Source organism: Arthrobacter sp. ISL-28 (assembly GCF_018613875.1).
Taxonomy (GTDB): domain Bacteria; phylum Actinomycetota; class Actinomycetes; order Actinomycetales; family Micrococcaceae; genus Arthrobacter.
In genome coordinates this window covers 182,315-201,529 of the sequence record NZ_JAGGPJ010000007.1, presented here as the reverse complement: position 1 = coordinate 201,529, position 19,215 = coordinate 182,315, and the positions used below count along the sequence as shown (strand labels likewise).

Sequence of the window (19,215 nt, the reverse complement as noted above, 5' to 3'; positions counted from 1 at the left end):
TCCTCGATCGACCGAGGGATGGCAGCGCCGTCGCTGCCGACCGTAGCGGCCATGGCAGCAGGATGCACCTCCAACATTGCGCTTTGCTATGTGCGGCCTGTGAAGTCCATGTGAATATCCCCCTGAACCTGTGTTTCGCCAGGCGGCGGTACGAACCGGCAGGCGTTGTCTAAGTGGCAGGCGGGAGCCGAACCGCTCTGGCCCCGGAGCAAATATTGCGCAGAGTGCAAACATGCACGTAGTGTAATTGGGTGTCCACTTCCAGTTCTCCCCCCGCCGGCCCGCCCGTTCCTCCATCCCGCCGCGAATTGAACAAGGCGGCAACGCGCCGGGCCATCTCGGATTCAACCCTCGAGCTGCTGCGCAGTGCGGGGCCGGGGAATTTTACGGTGGAGGACATCGCCGAATCGGCAGGCATCTCCCGCCGCACCTTCTTCAACTACTTCAGCAGCACGGAGGCAGCCATTGCCTCGGTGACCTATGGCTTCCTGGACATCGCGCTGCAGCAATTCCGGCTCCGGCCGGCGAACGAGCCCATCCTCGAGTCTGCCCGCGCGGCACTTGTGGAGCTCGCCGACCCGATGACGGTTGCCCCGATGGCCGAGCTCTTCAGCCTGACGCAGGCCAGTCCCCTGCTGGCCCGCTCCGAGCTTGAGGCGTGGGACCACTGCACCGAACAGATCATCGCCGCCGCCCGCGAGCGCGTGGCCCACTATCCGAGTGCGGAAATGAACGAGCTCTACCTCCGCGCCCTGGCGGGCTCCGTCATCTCCTGCGGCAAAGCCGCCATGGAGGTGTGGTTCACCCGCTGCGGAACAGACCTCTCAGCGAAATCACTGGCCATCCTCCGGCAGTTACTGATCGATTCGATGAGCCTCCTGGGATCCGGCTTCGCCGCCCCGGGGGCCGAGTCTCCGGACTCTCCTGCATCCGGCCTAAAGTCCCCGGCACACAACACTCCCGCACATAACACTCCCGCCCCGAACTCCTCAGAACGGTCCTGACATGGCACTTCTCCTTTACCGCCTCGGCAAGTTTTCCTACCGGCACCGGTGGCTCGTCATCTCGCTGTGGCTGGCAATCCTCCTCGCGGTCGGCGGTTCGGCAGCCGCATTCCACGGGAAGATGTCCAACAATTTCCAGATCCCAGGCACCGAAACCCAGCGCATGCTGGACAAGCTGAAGCAGGACCTTCCCAAGTCGTCGGGAGGTTCCGCGGGCATCGTTTTCGAAGCCAGGGACGCCGAGTTCAGCCAGGCCGGAAAGGATGCTGTCTCGGCCGCGCTCGCGAAGCTTGAAACCCTCCCGGACGTCGAGGGAACAGTGGACCCGTTCGCCACCCAGGCGCAGCTCGACAAGGCAGGCGCCGCCGTCGCGGCCGGCGAGCAGCAGTCCGGGGCAGGCCAGGCCAAGCTGGACAAGGCACGTTCCGAACTCGCGGCGGGCAAAACCCAGCTCGAGGCCGCCGTGCAGCAGATGGTTGCCGACGGACTTCCGTCTGCTGCGATTGAGGCGCAGCTGGCCGATCAGAAGGCAGCCCTCGCGGCTGGCCAGGAAAAGCTCGACGCCGTCGCCGGGGAACTCGAGGCCGGTGCGGCGAAGCTCGCCCTCGCCAAACGCCAGCTCGCCGCTTCAGAAGGCATGCGCTTTGTCTCCGCGGACGGCAAGGCTGCCATTGCCCAGGTCCAGTTCAAGACCTCCATCAACGCCCTCGCACCAGCGGTCAGGCAGCAAGTCCAGGACATAGCCAATGAAGTGGACTCCGCGGGCGTTACTGCCTTGGCCAGCAAGGAAATCACGGAGGACGTCTCGGAGCTGTTCGGCATCTCGGAAATCGTCGGCATCGCCATCGCGGCGCTCGTCCTGATCGTCATGCTGGGCACACTGATCGCGGCAGGGCTGCCCTTGCTCATGGCGGTTGTCGGCGTAGCGGTGGGAGTGGGTGCAACGTTCGCCCTCACCAGCGTCGTGGACATGAGCTCCATCTCGCCAATGCTCGCCCTCATGCTCGGCCTCGCCGTCGGCATCGACTACTCGCTGTTCATCGTCAACCGCCACCGCACTCAGCTGTTGGCCGGCATGGACGGTGAAGAATCCGTTGCCCTCGCCACGGGCACCTCAGGCAATGCCGTGCTTTTCGCCGGACTGACGGTCATCATCGCCCTCGCCGCCTTGGCGATTCCCGGCCTGCCGTTCCTGGCCGTCATGGGCATGTCGGCAGCAGCGACAGTGGCAGTCGCCGTCGTCGTTGCCCTGACCCTGACCCCGGCTGTCCTCTCGTTAGTGGGCAGCAAGCTCATCTCCAGGCGGGCCTGGGCAAAGGCCGAGGCCCACACCGCGGCACCCGGCCACGACGCGGAGGATCGCGCCAGGGAAGAACACCGGAGCAGTCACGGCTGGGGCGGGCTCGTGACACGCCACCCCGTTCTGGCACTGCTCGCCGGCGTGGTCCTGCTTGGGCTCGTTGCGCTGCCGGCCGGCGAGCTGCGGCTGGCGCTTCCCGACGGCGGGTCCGAGCCGGTCGATTCCCAGGCGTACAAGGCCTATAGCGTCACCGGCCGCAGCTTCGGCGAAGGTGTCACCGGCCCGATTGTGGTCGTCGGCGATTTCCCCGCCGGACTCAGCGAAGCGGACGCGCAGGCCAAGCAGTTCGACGTCGCCGATATCCTGCGCGGCCTCGACGACGTCACTGCTGCCGTCCCGGTGGCGCTGAGCGAGGACCGCCGCACGGCGGTGTTCCAAGTGATTCCCAAGGAAGGGCCAGCCAGCGCCAGCACCGTCAAGGTGGTTGCAGAACTCCGCGCCAAGAACACGGAAATCAGGGACGCCACCGGGGTCAGCATTGGCCTCACCGGCCAGACCGCCGGCAACGTGGACGTCTCCGCGAAGCTCGGCGACGCCCTGCCCCCTTATCTGGCCATCGTCGTCGGGCTCTCCCTGATCCTGTTGTTGCTGGTGTTCCGATCCGTCGTGGTTCCGCTGCTCGCCACCGGAGGGTTCCTGCTGTCGCTCGCCGCCGCCTTCGGTGCCGTGGTGGCCGTCTACCAGTGGGGCTGGTTCGGGGCCGTGTTTGACGTCGCTAACCCCGGCGCTGTGCTGAGCTTCCTGCCCATCATCCTGATCGGCGTGCTGTTTGGCCTGGCCATGGACTATCAGGTATTCATCACCTCGGGCATGCGGGAGTCCTACATGCATGGTGAAACGGCCAGGCACGCGGTGCGGAGCGGGTTCAGCCATGCCGCGGCCGTGGTCACCGCAGCTGCGATCATCATGGTCAGTGTTTTTGCCGGCTTCATCTTCTCGCACCTGAGCATGGTCCGGCCGCTCGGCTTCGCGATGGCCTTCGGTGTGCTGGTGGACGCCTTCGTGGTGCGGATGACCATCATTCCGGCCGCCATGTACCTCCTGGGCGACAAGGCATGGTGGATGCCGAAATGGCTCGACCGCATCCTTCCGGATGTGGACGTCGAAGGAGCGAAGCTCCGCCAGCCCAGTCCGACGCCGGTTGACGCCTCGGCGCCCGAACCCGCCGGAGTCCGCTAGCAGTCGTGGCCGGCAAAGAGAGCCCGATATTTAGCAGGAGTTGATAGCCGCCCGCTGATAGTTGTGATCGGCGGGCGGCTCGTTTAAGGCCGCAGGGTTAAATCAATCCGTGGAAACCCCGAACCTGTGATCGTGGGCTGGCCTTCGCTACTGTTCGCGCTTCTCGTCGATTCGCTCGTGGTCTGGGCGCCTGCCGTTTCGTTGTTCTTTCTCGTGCCCGGATTCAGGCCCCTTGGGTAGCCAGAGAGCCATTTCCCTCTTAGGAGAACGAACCCATCGACGGCGATTCCTACAGGCCGCCGACAATTATTGGGAACGCTGGTCGGATTGATGCCCTCGGCGGTTCGAGGACGACAGAGCTGTGGCGAAACCGGAAGTCGCTCTAAGCCTGGGTCATATTTCCGAAACAGGTATCTGAGCCAGCATTTCCACGCTCTTTACGCGCGGCAACCCCCAACGCAATGTCCAATTGTTGCTAGCTCAAGCAGCCAGCCCCCTTCCGCCCGGGCGCGCTTGAGAACCTTCGCGTGGCGCCGGAGCCGACGTCTAAGTCCGCGTGATTGCACATTCAAGAGGTCGAGTCTCGTTCCGGGCAGCGGGGGCGCGGTGGATTGGTAGCTGTGGCCGGTAGGCGTGCGCAGTTCCGTGCCGTGTCTTCGCAGCCCGGCGGCGGGAGATGGTGCTGCTGTCCAACCGGGCGCTTCTTTGGTGTGGTTGCAGGCTTCGCCGAGTCCCTGGCCGTTCGTGAGGCTGGTGGTTCCGCCCTCGTGCCACGGGATGATGTGGTCGTGGTGGCGGATCGGGGCATCGCAGTACGGGGTGCGGCAGGTGTCATCCCTGGCCTGAATGAAACGTCGCAGCCCCGCGGGGAAGAGCCTTGCCTGGGAATCCATCGCGATCAGGTCACCGCTGCCCGGGGCGGTGTAGAGCCGACGCAGCCAGGTATTGACGGCGGCATTCCCGGAGGCAGCACCAGCGAAGCCAGCGTCGGCGATGCCAGCGTCTGCGATGCCAGCGTCTGCGATGCCAGCGTCACGGGCAGCAGCGGTAGGAGCGCTGGAAGCGGTGTCCCTGATGATCGTCCTCGCCCAGGCGGCGGGCACGATGCCGTAGCCGGGGAGGCGGGCCGGTTCGGAATCGTCCTGGAACAGCGTGCGGTCGGTCATGATGAGCTGGATTTCGATCCCCGTGATCCCACCGGGGGTGCCGGTGGTCCGTTCGACCAGGGCGTCGGCCATGATCTGGCCCCGGGAATGTTCATCCCCGTCGGAGCGGAGGGAGTCCGCGTGGCGGCGGAGCGCTGCGTGCACGGCCACACCGGCCGAAACGGGCAATAGGGCGGTCAAGTAGCACATGGTGTCCGGGGCCGGGCGGAGACTGACATGTCGTTCGGTGGCGGCGTGGGCGGCGCGCTGCGTGACGGAGCGCGGGTCGCGGCGATAGGCGGCGGTACGGGCGGCCGCCACCAGTGCCCGGTCTCCTAGACCGGTCAGCGTTCCTGCGTCGGGCGCGAGTTCCTCATCGACGCTACTCCGGTCCGCGGAGGACAGGCACGCCGTTTCGCGCACCAGCAACGTGGCCCGCCACTCGTTCAGCTGCCCCGCCTCCAAGGCAGCGAGCGAGTGCGGCATCTCAATCACCAAGGCCTTGGCCAGGCCCAACAACCGGTTTCCCTTGGCCGGGGATTCGCGACGCGCGAGGGCAATCTGTGCTCCGGTGCCTGCCTCGAGCTGGTCAGCGGGAATCCCGACCTCAGACTGCTGCCGGCGCTGCAGCTGATCAAACGCGACGGCCAGGCGGGCCTGACGGGCAGCCAAGGCAGACTTTCTGTCTTCCAGTGCCCGGATCTCATCAATCAGGCGGGCACCGTCCTGCTCGGCCATGCCTCCGCACAGGGCTAAGGCTGCATCGTCCGTTGCCGGCGCCTGACAGCAGCTGCAGGCGCAACCGTACCCCGCTGCGGCCGGAGCCGCGTCAGACCCCCAATTACCGTCCATACCTCAAGTGTCGCTGTGGGCTCTGACATTTAACTGCCATCACATTAATGACCGCCCGCCGAAGCCGGTCAACCGCTTCGGATGCCATCGGGGAGGTCCCCATCCCGGACGTAGCTACCGGCACACGGCTGAGGACAACCGCGACTTCACGGCGCGTTCTAGCAGTCCTCAGTGCAGAGCTCAGCTCGTCCAGCCGCCGGTAGTGTTCGATCAGCCCGGGACCATCCTCGGGCAAAGTCATGTCCCGAAGCATGCGGTTACCCATCGTGATCAAGCCACAGAGGTCGTAATCATCGCGTCCGGCCATTGTTGAGGCCCCTTCCGGTCCCTGATTCCGTCGGTGATGCAAGTGTCCCTGTGGGCTGTGACATTTAAGCGTGGCCCTTTGCAGAGGACCCGAAACGGCTTCCACGATTAGGCTGGAGCCGTGACCCGCCTGATTCTTGCCTCCCAGTCCCCCGCCCGCACAAAACTGCTCAGCAACGCGGGCATTGCCCATGAGGTTCTCGTCTCCGATGTGGACGAGGACGCCGTCCAGGCCCGTTACGGCGTGACCGACCCGCATGACACCGCCCTGCTGCTGGCGCGGGCCAAGGCCGAGGCCGTGGCGTCCCTGCCCGAAGCCGAAGGCGCCCTGGTGATCGGCTGCGACTCGGTCTTCGAGTTCGACGGCGAGGCCCACGGCAAGCCGTACACCGCCGGGGTCGCCAAGGAACGGATGCTCCGAATGAGCGGCAGCATGGGCGTGCTGCACACCGGCCACTGGCTGGTGGATTGCCGGGATACGGACGGCTCCGAGCACGACGGCGGCGCTGGCGCCGGCTCCGGCGCGACGCTCGGTTCCGTATCCTCAGCCGAAGTCCACTTCATGGCCATGAGCGAAGCCGAGATCGACACCTACATCGCCACCGGCGAGCCGCTCCAGTGCGCCGGATCCTTCACCATCGACGGCTACGGCGGGGCCTTCATCCGCAAGGTCGACGGCGATCCCCACACCGTCGTCGGGCTCTCCATTTCCACCCTGCGGGGGCTGCTGGGCCAGGCGAAGGTGAACGTCACCGAGCTTTGGACCACCGGTGCGGTCGATCCCGCCGACGTCCGGGCCGAGTGAGTCATTTGGCACCCCTTGTAGCAACCCTACAAAGCTGGGGTCTCCTACACACGGATTCCGCCAGTAATATCGGCGGAATCCTCAAAATCAGGCTAGGCTCCCTGAAGGAAAGAAGGAGACGCCTTGTCAGTTAAGCCGGAGAAGTCCGCAGGTCCAGTTCACTCGAACGTCACTAAAGTTCTGATCGCGAACCGTGGTGAGATCGCCGTCCGTATCATCCGCGCAGCACGAGACGAAGGCATCGCCTCCGTCGCCGTGTATGCCGATCCTGACCGCGATGCCCTCCACGTCCGGCTGGCTGACGAGGCCTACGCCTTGGGTGGCAACACCGCCGCCGAGTCCTACCTCGTCATGGACAAGCTGATCGAGGTTGCCCGCCGCTCCGGCGCGGACGCCATCCACCCCGGCTACGGTTTCCTGGCCGAAAACGCACAGTTTGCTGCGAAGGTCATCGACGCCGGCATCACCTGGATCGGACCGTCGCCGGAGGCAATCTCCGCCCTCGGCGACAAAGTCCAGGCCCGCCATATTGCCGAAAAAGTCGGCGCGCCGCTGGTTCCGGGCACGGCCGACCCCGTCGCATCGGCCGAGGAAATCCTTGAATTCGTTGACAAGTTCGGCCTGCCGGTAGCCATCAAGGCCGCCTTCGGCGGCGGCGGACGCGGCATCAAGGTGGCGCGCAACCGGGAGGAAATTCCCGAGCTCTATGAGTCCGCCGTCAGGGAAGCCACCGCAGCGTTCGGCCGCGGCGAATGCTTCATCGAGCGCTTCCTCGACGCCCCGCGCCATGTGGAAACCCAGTGCCTCGCCGACGCCTACGGCAACGTCGTGGTGGTCTCCACCCGCGACTGCTCCCTCCAGCGCCGCAACCAGAAACTCGTCGAGGAAGCACCCGCCCCGTTCCTCACCGAGGACCAGAACCGACGCCTGTACGAGTCCTCGAAGGACATCCTGAAGGAAGCGGGCTACGTGGGCGCCGGAACCTGCGAGTTCCTCGTGGGCCAGGACGGCACCATCTCCTTCCTGGAGGTCAACACCCGGCTCCAGGTGGAGCACTGCGTGTCTGAGGAAGTCACCGGGATCGACCTCGTGCGCGAACAGTTCCGCCTCGCCCGCGGCGAGGAACTGGGTTACGGCGATCCCGAGGTCCGCGGTCACTCCATCGAGTTCCGCATCACGGGCGAGGACCCGGGCCGCAACTTCATGCCCGCCCCGGGCACCATCAGCACCCTGAAGAACCCGACGGGCCCCGGCATCCGGATCGACTCGGGCATCGAACAGGGTGACGTGATCAGCGGCAACTTCGACTCCATGCTCTCCAAGCTGATTGTGACCGGCGCCAGCCGTCCCCAAGCCCTTCAGCGTGCCCGCCGGGCACTCGAGGAAATGGTAGTGGAAGGCATTCCCACTGTGATCCCGTTCGATCTTGCCGTGGTCTCCGATCCCGCCTTCGCTCCCGCCGACGGCCCGTTCAGCGTCCACACCCGCTGGATCGAGACCGAGTTCGTCAACGATCTTCCCGTCTGGACGCCCAACGGCGCCGCGCCGGAATCTGAGGAAGCCGGTGAACGCCGGACCGTGGTAGTGGAGGTCGGAGGCAAGCGGCTGGAAGTCGCGCTTCCCGCATCGCTCGGTTTCAGCGGCGCTCCCTCGGGCGGCGGAAAGCAGGTCAAGGCCAAGAAGCGGAGCCGCTCGGGCGGAGCCGCCGTGGCGGCAGGCGGCAACGCGCTCACGTCCCCCATGCAGGGAACCATCGTGAAGGTGGCCGTGTCCGACGGCGACGTCGTCGCCGAAGGTGATCTCGTCGTCGTGCTTGAAGCCATGAAAATGGAGCAGCCCCTGACCGCCCACCGGTCCGGCACGATCACCGGGCTCGCCGCGGCGGCCGGCCATACGGTGGCCGCAGGCGCCGTCATCGCAACGATCGAAGACTGACGCTCCCTGCCCTCGTGCCCCCCCACGAGCATATGAAAATGCCCGGTGTGATTTCATCACACCGGGCATTTCGCTTACCGGACTAGCTTCACTAACGCGAATGGCAGTCCGGCAGGGAGAGAACCATCAGGCGACGTTGTTTTCGTAGTCCGTGTCCCTGGTTTCCCGCGTGATCCACAGGGCGATGAAGGTCAGCACCGCGGCCGCCGCCATGTAGACGCCGACGAGCCAGGTGCTACCGCCTGCCGCCTGCCACAGGGCGATGGCGATGAAGGACGCCGGGGCGGCCCCGATCACGCTGGAGAGGTTGTAGGCCACTGCCGAACCCGTGTAACGGACGTTGGCAGGGAACAGCTCCGGCAGGATCGCGGCCATGGGTCCAAAGGTCAGGCCCATCAGGGTGAAGCCGATGATCAGGCCGACGATGGCGGCGCCCGCACCGGGACCGAACATGGTGAACCACAGCGCGCCGAAGAGGAAGATTCCGGCGGTGACGCCGAGCAGGAACTTCCGGCGGCCCCATTTCTCGGCCAGCGGGCCTGAGACGAGGGTGAAGATGCCGAAGAAGACGACGCCGAGGATCAGCATCCAGAGGAAGTCTCCGCGGGCGATGCCAAGTCCGGGAACGAAGTTCGCAATCTCGGCGGCAGACATCGGCTTGCCGGACTTCTCGGCGACGGCCTGCGCGGCTTCGACCGAGGCCGGCTTGGTGCCGTAGGTCAGCGTGAAGGACGTCATGATGTAGAACAGCACGTATGTGGCCAGCATGATGAAGGTTCCGGCCACTACCGGGCGCCAGTGGCTCTTGAACGTTGCGGCAAAGGGGACCTTCGCGACCTTTTCCTCCTTCAGGACCTTCTGGAAGGACAGGCTCTCGACGAGCTTCAGGCGGACGTAGAGGCCCACGATCACGAGCACGGCGCTGAGCAGGAACGGAATGCGCCAGCCCCAGGCCTGGAAGTCGGCCGGGCTCAGGGCGAAGTTGAACCAAATGAAGAGCATGTTCGCCAGGATGAACCCGATCGGGGCGCCCAGCTGCGGGAAGGTGCCGTAGATGGCCCGCTTGCCCTCGGGGGCGTTTTCGGTGGCTAGCAGTGCAGCGCCTGACCATTCGCCGCCCAGCGCGAGGCCTTGGGCAAACCGCAGGACCACCAGCAGCAGCGGAGCCAGGATGGCCCAGCCGGGAACGGAGGCAGTGGGGAGCAGTCCGATCAGGAACGTCGCGAGGCCCATGGTCAGCAGCGAGGCAACGAGCGTGCCCTTGCGCCCGAACTTGTCGCCAAAGTGTCCGAAGAGAACGGAGCCGATGGGACGGGCGATAAACGCGACGCCGAAGATCGCGAAGGAGCTCAGGAGGGCGTTGATCTCCGTGGCCTCCGGGAAGAAGAGCTTGGGGAAGACCAGTACTGACGCGGTGGCGTAAATGTAGAAGTCATAGAACTCGATCGTGGTGCCGATAAGGCTGGCAAAGATCACTTTGCCCTTGGAATTCACCGGCTGGGCGGACCCGTGTTCCGTAGAGAGTGCAGAGGATGACATGTCTGAGACGCTTTCGTTAGGACCGGACGGACGTCTTGTGGAGACCGCCCAACTAAGGGACAAACAGACTTCCAATATTAGTTCCCCGGGTCCATTGAATGGACAAATAGTCCAGCATATGGACTTTGCGGGTTGTCTCACAATGAGGTCTTCCTCACGCCTAACGCCGCCCTGAGGGCACTGATAGGCAAATGTCACAGCACGTTAACAAAGGGCGACCATCCGTGAAACGCGCCTTCCCTACGGTGGAAGAACAACATTCCCCCAAGGAGGTATACCGTGACTGCTGACCGCCCCGCAGAGACCGGCACCGGAAATTCCCTCGATCTTGCCGCCGAGCCGCGGCTCGGAAGCGGCTCCGCTTCCCCCATTGCGCCGTCCGTTGCAGCCCCTGCCACCGATGCCCCCGCCCTTGAAGTCCGCCCCGGCCGCTGGATCGCCAACTGGGATGCAGAGAACAAGCACCAGTGGGAATCCCAGGGCCGTTCCATCGCACGCCGCAACCTCAACTGGTCCATTTTCGCTGAATTCCTCGGCTTCGTCGTCTGGCAGCTCTGGTCCATCGTCGTGGTCCAGCTGCCCGGCGCAGGCTTCACCTTCAGCACGTCGGAAATCTTCTGGCTCATCTCCATGCCGAGCCTCGTTGGCGCCACACTGCGCATCCCCTACACGTTCATGGTCCCGCGCTTTGGCGGCAGGAACTGGACCATCGTTTCGGCGCTGCTTCTCCTGATTCCGTCAGTTGGCCTGGCGATGTGCGTCTCCAACCCGGACACACCCTTCGGCGTCATGCTGTTCGTGGCAGCCCTGGCAGGCTTCGGCGGCGGCAACTTCGCCAGCTCGATGGCGAACATCACCTTCTTCTACCCCGCCCGCGAAAAGGGCTGGGCGCTGGGACTGAACGCCGCAGGCGGAAACCTCGGTGCCGCCGTCGCCCAGCTCGCCGTTCCGATCGCCATCACCCTGCTGGCTGCAGGCACCGTGAACCTTCCTATGGCAGGCCTGATGTGGGTTCCGCTGATCCTCCTTGCGGTCTTCGGCGCCTACAAGTACATGGACAACCTCACCAGCGCCAAGGGTGACATCGCCGGATCCCTGGCCGCCATCAAGGAACCGCACCTGTGGGTCATGGCCCTGCTCTACATCGGCACGTTCGGCTCCTTCATCGGCTTCGCTGGTGTATTCCCGAAACTCATCAAGGACTACTTCCCCGCTTTCTCCTCCATCGGTGTCGGCACGGTGGCCCTTTCGCTGGCGTTCCTCGGCCCGCTGGTTGGCTCCCTGGCCCGCCCCTACGGCGGACGCATGGCTGACCGCATGGGTGGTGCCAGGATGACCGTGACGGCCTTCGCCTCGATGGCAATCATCACGCTGACCATGATCTGGACGCTCCCGCTGAAGAATTTCTGGCTCTTCCTGGTCCTTTTCCTGATGCTCTTCACCGCAAGCGGCTTCGGAAACGGTGCCACCTACCGCATGATCCCGGTCATCTTCGCCATCTCCAGCCGGGCAGCCCGCTCCGGTGCCAGCTCGGTGACCACGCAGCGCCTGGCGTCCTCCGCTCTCGGCCTGATCTCGGCGATCGGCGCCTACGGCGGCTTCGTTATCCCGCAGGTGCTGAACGCCTCCAATTCGGCGAGCGGTTCCTACACGCCGGCGTTCTACGGTTTCGTCGGGGCCTACGTTGTGATGCTGGCCGTTTGCTGGTTCTTCTACATCCGCAACGCCAACCGAAATGCGATGGGACACGTCTAACATGACCAAAAGCGCCGACACGCACTGCCCTTACTGCGCCCTGCAGTGCGCCATGACGCTGAAGTCCCCAGCGGGTCTGACCCCGGCTGTCCAGCCGGGGTCAGACCCCGTGCCGGCTGCGCCGGCCCTTGAGGTGAGCGGCCGCGACTTCCCCACGAACCGCGGCGGCCTGTGCCGCAAGGGCTGGACCTCGGCCTCCCTCCTGCACCACCCGGGCCGCGTCACCGAGCCCATGCTCAAAGGGCCCGACGGCGTCCACCGCCCCATCACCTGGGACGAGGCGCTGGCCCGCATCACCACCGCCGTCAAGGCAACCCGCTCTAAGTACGGAGCCGACGCCGTCGGCGTTTTCGGCGGCGGCGGCCTGACCAACGAGAAGGCTTACCTGCTGGGCAAGTTCGCCCGCCTGGCTCTCGGCACATCCCGGATCGACTACAACGGCCGGTTCTGCATGTCCTCGGCCGCTGCCGCCGGCATGCGCGCCTTCGGCCTGGACCGCGGGCTGCCGTTCCCCCTTGAGGCGCTGGACACCGCCAGCACCATTCTGATGCTCGGCTCCAACGTCGCCGAGACCATGCCGCCCTTCGTCCAGCACCTGCAGGGCGTCCGCGACGCCAGCGGCCTGATTGTGGTGGACCCCCGCCGTTCCGCCACGGCGGCATTCACCTCCGATGGCGGCGGTCTCCACCTCCAGCCCCTGCCCGGCACCGACCTCACGCTCCTCCTCGGCCTCTCCCACGTGGTCATCCACGAAGGGCTCGTGGACACGGACTACATCCAGGCGCGCACCACCGGATACGACGCCCTGGTCCGCAGCGTCAACGCGTTCTGGCCCGAGCGCGTCCAGTCCCTCACCGGTGTTCCCGCCGATCTCATCCGCGACACGGCACGCAGGCTGGCCTACGGCGCACGCCGCGGCGGCAGCTACATCCTCACCGGGCGCGGTGTCGAGCAGCACGTGGACGGCACCGACACCGCCACCGCCGCCATCAACCTCAGCCTGCTGCTCGGGCTGCCCGGCACCGCCCGCAGCGGCTACGGCACGCTCACCGGCCAGGGCAACGGCCAGGGCGGCCGCGAGCACGGCCAGAAGGCCGACCAGCTGCCCGGCTACCGCAAGATCACTGATCCCGCGGCCCGGGCCCACGTGGCCAAGGTCTGGAACGTACCGGAGGCCCTGATCCCCGGTCCCGGCCTGCCGGCCGTGCAGCTGCTCAAGTCGCTGGGACAGCCCGACGGCGTCCGTTGCCTTTTCGTGCACGCCTCCAACATCGCGGTCGCCTCACCGGACGCCAACTCGGTGATTGACGGACTCCGCAGCCTGGACTTCCTCGTGGTCTGCGACTTCTTCATGTCCGAGACCGCGGCCGAAGCGGATCTGGTCCTGCCGGTGCTTCAGTGGGCTGAGGAAGAGGGCACCCTGACCAACCTCGAGGGCCGGGTCCTTCGGCGCCGCCGGGCGATCCGGCCACCGGCCGGAGCCCGCAGCGAACTGTGGATCATGTCGCAGCTGGCCGAAGCCCTGGACGCACCGTCCACCTTCAGCGACGATCCCGAAACGGTCTTCGAAGAGCTCCGACTGGCATCCGCCGGCGGCCTGGCCGATTACTCCGGCATCGACTACACCATGCTGGACAACGGTGAGGCGGCCTACTGGCCCTACCCCGCCGGCAGCACCGGCACGCCGCGGCTGTTCATGGACGGGTTTGCGCACCCCGACGGCAAGGCCGTCCTGACCCCGGTGGCGCCCCGCCGCCGTCGGACGCCGGCAGCGAATCCGGATCCCGAGGCCAAGACGATGACCCTCATCACCGGCCGCCTGTTGGAGCACTACCAGTCGGGGGCCCAGACGCGGCGCGTGGCCGAACTCCTCGCTTCCCAGCCAGAAGCCAGGGTCCAGCTTCACCCGGCGGCCGCTGCCGGGATGGGCATCACCGACGGTGCGCTGGTCTCCGTGGCGAATGAGCGCGGCGAGGTGGTCTGCCGGGCGGAGCTCAGCACGGCCATCCGCCCCGAAACCGTGTTCCTGCCGTTCCACTTCCCCGAACTGGAGAGCGCAAACCGGCTGACGGAAGCCGCCACAGACCCCATCTCCGGGATGCCCGAGTTCAAATTCAACAAAGTATGGGTCCGGCTGGCCGCCGCGAACGTACTCAACAGCAGCGTTCTTCAGACATCGGAGGCCTCATGAGCGAGCAGATTGTAATTGTCGGATTCGGTCCGGTGGCGGCACGGCTGGTCGACGAATTGCTGCCCGCCGTGCGCGCCGGACAGGTAGCGCTGACAGTAATCGGCCAGGAGGCCGAGGCCGCCTACAACCGCGTGCTCGTCGCCGATCTCGGCGTGGGCCGCACTACCCCTGAAGCACTAGCCCTGGCCGACGCCGCCGCCCTCGCCGGGGACGGCGTGGACGTCCGGCTGGGCGCCAAGGTCAAGCGCGTGGACCGGGCCAGGCAGCACGTCCTGCTCGCCGACGGCACCTCGGCCCACTACGACCGGCTGGTCTTCGCCACCGGTTCCCGGCCAGTCATCCCCAACCTCACCGGCATCAACCCTGACCCTGCAGCCCCGGTCCTGCCCGAAGGCGTCACCGCACTGCGTGACCTTCGCGACGCCGAGGTGCTGCGAGAGGCCGTTGCCGGCCGGAAGCGCGTCGTGGTGCTGGGCGGCGGCGTCCTGGGCCTCGAGACCGCCCTCGCGGCGGCCGAGGAAGGCGCCACTGTCACCGTGGTGCACAACGGACCGCATCCGCTGGGGCGGAACATCGACCGCGGCGGCGGCGCGGTGCTTGCCGCCAGCCTCCGCAACTGCGGCGTCCGCATTGCCGGCAACGCCCGCTCCACGGGTGTTGAGCACAACGCTCCCGGCGGTGGGTTCTCCGCTCTGCTGCTCGACGACGGATCGGCGATCGACGGCGATCTGCTGGTACTGTCCTGCGGCGTCCGTCCGCGGACCGAGCTTGCAGAGGGCTGCGGGCTGTCGACGGCCACGGGAATCCTCGTGGACCACCGGCTGCGCGCGCACCACGAACCGCACATCTTCGCCATCGGCGACTGCGCCGAGGTCCGTTGCCCGGACCCGGGCTGCCTTGAGTGCCGTACCGCACGTGGCCCGTCAGGGCTCGTGGGCCCGGGCTGGCGGCAGGCCGAATGGCTAGCCGAATATCTGATCCTGCTTGCCGAGGGCTCCCAGGAGGAGGCGGACTCGCTGCCCGCCCTCCCCCAGGAAATGCCGGGCGTGATCGTGCTCAAGGCGCGCGGCCTGAACATGGCCGTGGCCGGCGACAACGCGGCCGAGCCCTGGGACGAGGAACTCCTGACCGCCGGGGCTGTGAACGGCCGGCCGCGGCTGCAGGTCGCCCAGTGGGCCGATCCCGAGCACGGGCGCTACGTAAAGATGACCACCCGCGGCGGCGTCCTGGAGGGCCTGGTCAGCGTGGGCATGCCCCGCACCGCCGGCGAGCTGGTGCAGCTCTTCGAGCGTGGCGCCGAAATGCCCGCGGACCGTTCGCTGCTCCTGCGCCTCGACGGCCCGGACCAGCTGGCCTCAGCGGGCGTCTCCAACGATCCCGAAAGCACTGTCTGCCGGTGCGCGGGCGTGAGCGGCGGCAAGATCACGGAAGCCGTGACGGGAGGCTGCTCCACCGTTCCTGAGGTTTCCGCGGCCACGCGTGCCGGCACCGGCTGCGGCGGCTGCCACTCCGACATCAAGGGGATCATCGAAAAACACTTCCAGGCGGCAGCCGCCTGAAAGCTGACTACTCCCCGTCCGTTTTGGCCACGTAGACGTCGCACGGCGCGTTGTGCGCAACGCCGCTTGCGACACTTCCGAGGACCCGCCCAAGGCCGCGCATCCGCCGGTTTCCCACCACGATCATGCGGGCGCCGTGCGTTTCGGCCTGCCGGATCAAGGCCTGGGCGGGCGTGCCGCGGACAGCGAAATAGGAGACGTTCAGGGCGCCGGACCTGAGGCTGCGGGCGACGTCCCTTGCCACTCTTTCAGCTGCGTCCGCGTCGCCCACCACCAGTTGGTCGCTGCCGCTTCCGACCACCATGGTGCGGTCCTTTTCGAACGCGCTGACCACGTGAAGTTCGGCATCAAGGGCAAGAGCGAGATCGCGCGCACACTCTGCCGCCTTTCTCGCCGTGGCACTGCCGTCGACACCTACAACGATGATTCCGCCCATTTTCTGCTCCTCCAAGCTCAGCCGCTCACTCCGTCGCTCCATCCTACTGTAACTTCGTCTGACAATCAGCAATAAGTGGACATGGCGCAGGTCACATGATTAGCTGTTGGGCAGAGATCATTGACTGACAATCGGACAACGGCGTTCCGACGAGAGGCCCAGTGCCCGGACGTGCAAGAGGACGCCACTCAAAGAGATTGACGTCTCTTCACTTTGACGGAGCAGCACATGGAATTTCTCGGCAGTATTTACGACCTCATCTGGAATCCGCTGGTCTACCTTGCGCTTGGTACCGGGCTGGGGTTCAGCATAGCGACACGGGCCGTGCAGGTCCGGCACCTTCCCGAGATGGTCCGGTGTCTCTTTACGCGCGCCAACACGGACACGGGCACCTCCTCCTTCCAGTCGTTCGCCATGGCTCTGGGAGGACGCGTGGGAGTGGGAAACATTGCCGGTGTCGCCACGGCCATTGCCTTCGGCGGGCCCGGAGCCCTCTTCTGGATGATCGCCACGGCCGTCATCACAGCTTCCAGCGCCTTCATCGAGGCCACTCTCGGACAGATCTACAAGGTGAAGGCCGACGGCGAATACCGCGGCGGCATCCCCTGGTACATCGAAAAGGGCCTGGGCCTGAAGTGGCTCGCGGGCATGGTCGCTGTGGTGGCGGTGCTGTGCTATTCACTGCTGATCCCCGGTGTGCAGTCCTCCACGATCGTGACCTCGCTGGACACGGCCTTCGGCATCCCGACGTGGATTTCAGGCCTGCTGCTGGTCGCCCTCACGGGCTTCGTCGTCTTCGGCGGCACTGGACGCATCGCGTCCTTTGCCGAAAAGGTCGTGCCCGCGATGGCTGCCGTCTACATCCTTCTTGCCGTCGTGGTCCTGGTCTTCAACTTCCAGGGCATTCCTGAGGTCATCCGGCTGGTTCTGGCGTCCGCGTTCGGCGTTGACGCCGTCTTCGGCGGCCTGATCGGGGCAGCAGTGTCCTGGGGCGTCCGCCGCTCCCTGTATTCGAACGTCGCCGGGGTGGGCGAGGGCGGCTTCGCAGGTGCGGCAGCCTCGGTCTCCCATCCGGTGAAGCAGGGCCTGGTGCAGTCCTTCTCGGTCTACATCGACACCGTAATGGTCTGCACGGCAACCGGCGTGATGATCCTGACCACCGGCGCCTACAACGTGCTGGCCCAGGGCCGCGGCCCGCTCGTGGAGAACCTGCCGGGAGTTGAGCCGGGCGCGGAGTTCACTCAGCGCGCCGTTGACTCAATCCTTCCCGGATCCAACATCGGCGGAGGCATCATCGCCGTCGCGATTTTCTTCTTTGCCTTCACGTCCATCCTGTCGTACTTCTACTACGGCGTGACGAACATCGTGTACCTTACAGGCACCTCCCGCGGCGTCCTGGCACGCATAGTGAAGGCCGTGATCCTGCTGTCGGTCTACTTCGGCACCGTGCAGAGCACCGAAGCCGTATGGGCGCTCGGGGATATCGGGTACGGCGTCATGGCTTGGTTCAACATGGTGGCCATCGCCTTCCTCTGCCCTGTGGCCGTCCGCGCCCTGCGCGACTACGAACGCCAGAAGGAGCAGGGACTCGACCCCGTGTCCGATCCCTCCGCTGCCGGCATCAAGGGGGCTTCCTTCTGGGAGTCCCCGGATGCTCCCGGAAGGAAGGCCGCTACATATGAACGTGAAGGCGCCGTGCTGCTTCGGAGATCGAACCGCTGAGTGACGGGTACACGGTGAAGGTGCTGGCGACGTCGTCGACGTGCAGTTTCTGTTTCACCGCTATGGAGATGGCGAAGATCAGCTCGGACGCGTTCGGACCCACCACGACGCCGCCGATCACGGTGCCCGATCCCTTGCGGGCGAAGATCTTGACGAAGCCGTCCTTGGCGTTGCGCATCTTGGCGCGGGCGTTGCTCTTCAGCGAGAGCTTGATGATGTCGCCCTGATACTTGCCGGACTCGATCTCGTCCTCGGACACACCCACCGAGGCGATCTCCGGCGAGGTGAAGATGTTGGACGCCACCTGGTGCAGCTTGATGGGCGTCACACTGTCGCCCAGGAAGTGCGCAATGGCGATCCGGCCCTGCATCGCAGCCACGGAGGCAAGCGCGAGGACACCGGTGCAGTCGCCGGCGGCGTAGATGTTGGGCGCAGTGGTGCGGGAAACGCCGTCGACCTTGATGTGGCCGCTCTCGGTGAGCGCGACGCCCGCCTCTTCCAGGCCGATGCCGGCGGTGTTCGGGATGGAACCGACGCAGACCAGGCAGTGGCTGCCGGTGACCTTGGAGCCGTCACCCAGGGTGACTACAACGCCGTTCTCTGTGCGCTCCACGCTTTCGGCCCGCGAACGCGACAGGACCGTCACGCCGCGGCGCTCGAAGACCTCCTCCAGCACTTCGGCGGCGTCGGTATCGGAACCTGGCAGCACCCGGTCGCGGCTGGAAATGAGGGTGACCTTCGAGCCCAGGCCATTGTAGGCGGAGGCGAATTCGGCGCCGGTGACACCGGACCCCACCACAATGAGTTCCTCAGGCAGCTCATCAAGGTTGTAGATCTGGGCCCAGTTCAGGATCCGCAGGCCGTCCGGCCTGGCGGTGGGCAGCTCCCGCGGGTGCGCTCCGACGGTCAATAGGATGGCGTCCGCCTCGACGGTCTCCGTGCCCTCTGCGGTGAGGACCTCGATGGTGCGGTTGTCCAGCAGTTTGCCGGAGCCGTTGAGGATGCGCACGTCCTGATGTTCCAGTCCGGCCTGGATGTCCCGTGACTGCTGGCGCGCGAGGCCGAGGAGACGGTCGTTGATGTGCTTGAGATCCGCGCGCATGACCGGCACGAAGTCGCCGCCATCGACGTCCAACTTGACGCCCAGCTCCCCCGCTTCGCCGACCCGGGTCATGAGGTCCGCCGTCGCGATCAGCGTTTTGGAGGGGACGACGTCGGTCAGCACGGCGGAGCCGCCGAGGCCGGCCCGCTCGATGACCGTGACCTTGGCCCCCAGCGAGGCGGCAACCATGGCGGCCTCATAGCCACCCGGGCCTCCGCCGAGAATTGCGATTCGGGGTGCGCTGAAATCAGGATGCATAGTCACAAACAACCATTCTCCCGCATCGGATGCCGCACCACCAAGAAAGGGCCTGCCCCCGGGGATC

12 protein-coding genes are annotated in these 19,215 nt (G+C 65.9%); 8 read left to right on the top strand and 4 right to left on the bottom strand.

Features of this window, described 5'->3' with window-relative positions; all coding sequences use genetic code 11:
* The first annotated feature begins 251 nt into the window (after positions 1-251).
* Both J7E80_RS05770 and J7E80_RS05765 read left to right on the top strand, forming a co-directional pair.
* The gene (locus tag J7E80_RS05770; RefSeq protein WP_215050520.1) at positions 252-1,004 is read left to right on the top strand and encodes a TetR/AcrR family transcriptional regulator; all 753 of its coding nucleotides are present in this window, start codon (positions 252-254) and stop codon (positions 1,002-1,004) included.
* Between the two features lies 1 nt (position 1,005).
* On the top strand, positions 1,006-3,543 hold the full coding sequence (locus tag J7E80_RS05765; RefSeq protein ID WP_215050519.1) for an MMPL family transporter: 2,538 nt from the start codon (positions 1,006-1,008) through the stop codon (positions 3,541-3,543).
* Between the two features lie 437 nt (positions 3,544-3,980).
* Here the strand turns inward: J7E80_RS05765 and J7E80_RS05760 are convergent, their stop codons facing one another.
* Positions 3,981-5,426 carry an HNH endonuclease signature motif containing protein gene (locus tag J7E80_RS05760; protein WP_251036491.1) on the bottom strand — a complete coding sequence of 482 codons (1,446 nt, stop codon included), beginning with the start codon at positions 5,424-5,426 and terminating at the stop codon, positions 3,981-3,983.
* Between the two features lie 541 nt (positions 5,427-5,967).
* Between J7E80_RS05760 and J7E80_RS05755 the strand changes: the two genes are divergently transcribed.
* Both J7E80_RS05755 and J7E80_RS05750 read left to right on the top strand, forming a co-directional pair.
* On the top strand, positions 5,968-6,651 hold the full coding sequence (locus J7E80_RS05755) for a nucleoside triphosphate pyrophosphatase (protein WP_215050517.1): 684 nt from the start codon (positions 5,968-5,970) through the stop codon (positions 6,649-6,651).
* Positions 6,652-6,774: 123 nt separating this feature from the next.
* Complete coding sequence (locus tag J7E80_RS05750) at positions 6,775-8,586, top strand: biotin carboxylase N-terminal domain-containing protein (RefSeq protein WP_215050516.1); 1,812 nt, start codon at positions 6,775-6,777, stop codon at positions 8,584-8,586.
* Positions 8,587-8,712: 126 nt separating this feature from the next.
* Here J7E80_RS05750 and J7E80_RS05745 read toward each other — a convergent pair whose 3' ends face one another.
* The gene (locus J7E80_RS05745) at positions 8,713-10,125 is read right to left on the bottom strand and encodes an MFS transporter (RefSeq protein WP_215050515.1); all 1,413 of its coding nucleotides are present in this window, start codon (positions 10,123-10,125) and stop codon (positions 8,713-8,715) included.
* Positions 10,126-10,404: 279 nt separating this feature from the next.
* On the opposite strand from J7E80_RS05745, the gene J7E80_RS05740 reads away from it, so the two are divergent.
* Genes J7E80_RS05740 through J7E80_RS05730 form a run of 3 tightly spaced genes read left to right on the top strand, consistent with a single transcriptional unit; the run spans position 10,405 to position 15,630 of the window.
* The gene (locus J7E80_RS05740) at positions 10,405-11,880 is read left to right on the top strand and encodes an MFS transporter (RefSeq protein ID WP_215050514.1); all 1,476 of its coding nucleotides are present in this window, start codon (positions 10,405-10,407) and stop codon (positions 11,878-11,880) included.
* A gap of 1 nt (position 11,881) precedes the next feature.
* Positions 11,882-14,071 carry a molybdopterin oxidoreductase family protein gene (locus tag J7E80_RS05735; protein WP_215050513.1) on the top strand — a complete coding sequence of 730 codons (2,190 nt, stop codon included), beginning with the start codon at positions 11,882-11,884 and terminating at the stop codon, positions 14,069-14,071.
* Entirely contained in the window at positions 14,068-15,630 is a 1,563-nt protein-coding gene (locus J7E80_RS05730) for an FAD-dependent oxidoreductase (protein WP_215050512.1), read from the top strand. The genes J7E80_RS05735 and J7E80_RS05730 overlap by 4 nt, the downstream gene beginning before the upstream one ends.
* 7 nt (positions 15,631-15,637) lie before the next feature.
* Here J7E80_RS05730 and J7E80_RS05725 read toward each other — a convergent pair whose 3' ends face one another.
* A complete protein-coding gene (locus J7E80_RS05725) occupies positions 15,638-16,066 on the bottom strand; it encodes a universal stress protein (protein ID WP_215050511.1) in 429 nt (142 codons plus the stop codon).
* Between the two features lie 228 nt (positions 16,067-16,294).
* Between J7E80_RS05725 and J7E80_RS05720 the strand changes: the two genes are divergently transcribed.
* Positions 16,295-17,788 (top strand): sodium:alanine symporter family protein, encoded by a 1,494-nt coding sequence (locus J7E80_RS05720; RefSeq protein ID WP_215050510.1) that lies wholly within the window; start codon positions 16,295-16,297, stop codon positions 17,786-17,788.
* Here J7E80_RS05720 and J7E80_RS05715 read toward each other — a convergent pair.
* On the bottom strand, positions 17,739-19,154 hold the full coding sequence (locus J7E80_RS05715; RefSeq protein ID WP_215050509.1) for an NAD(P)H-quinone dehydrogenase: 1,416 nt from the start codon (positions 19,152-19,154) through the stop codon (positions 17,739-17,741). The two genes, J7E80_RS05720 and J7E80_RS05715, sit on opposite strands and share 50 nt — an antisense overlap.
* Positions 19,155-19,215: the final 61 nt, after the last annotated feature.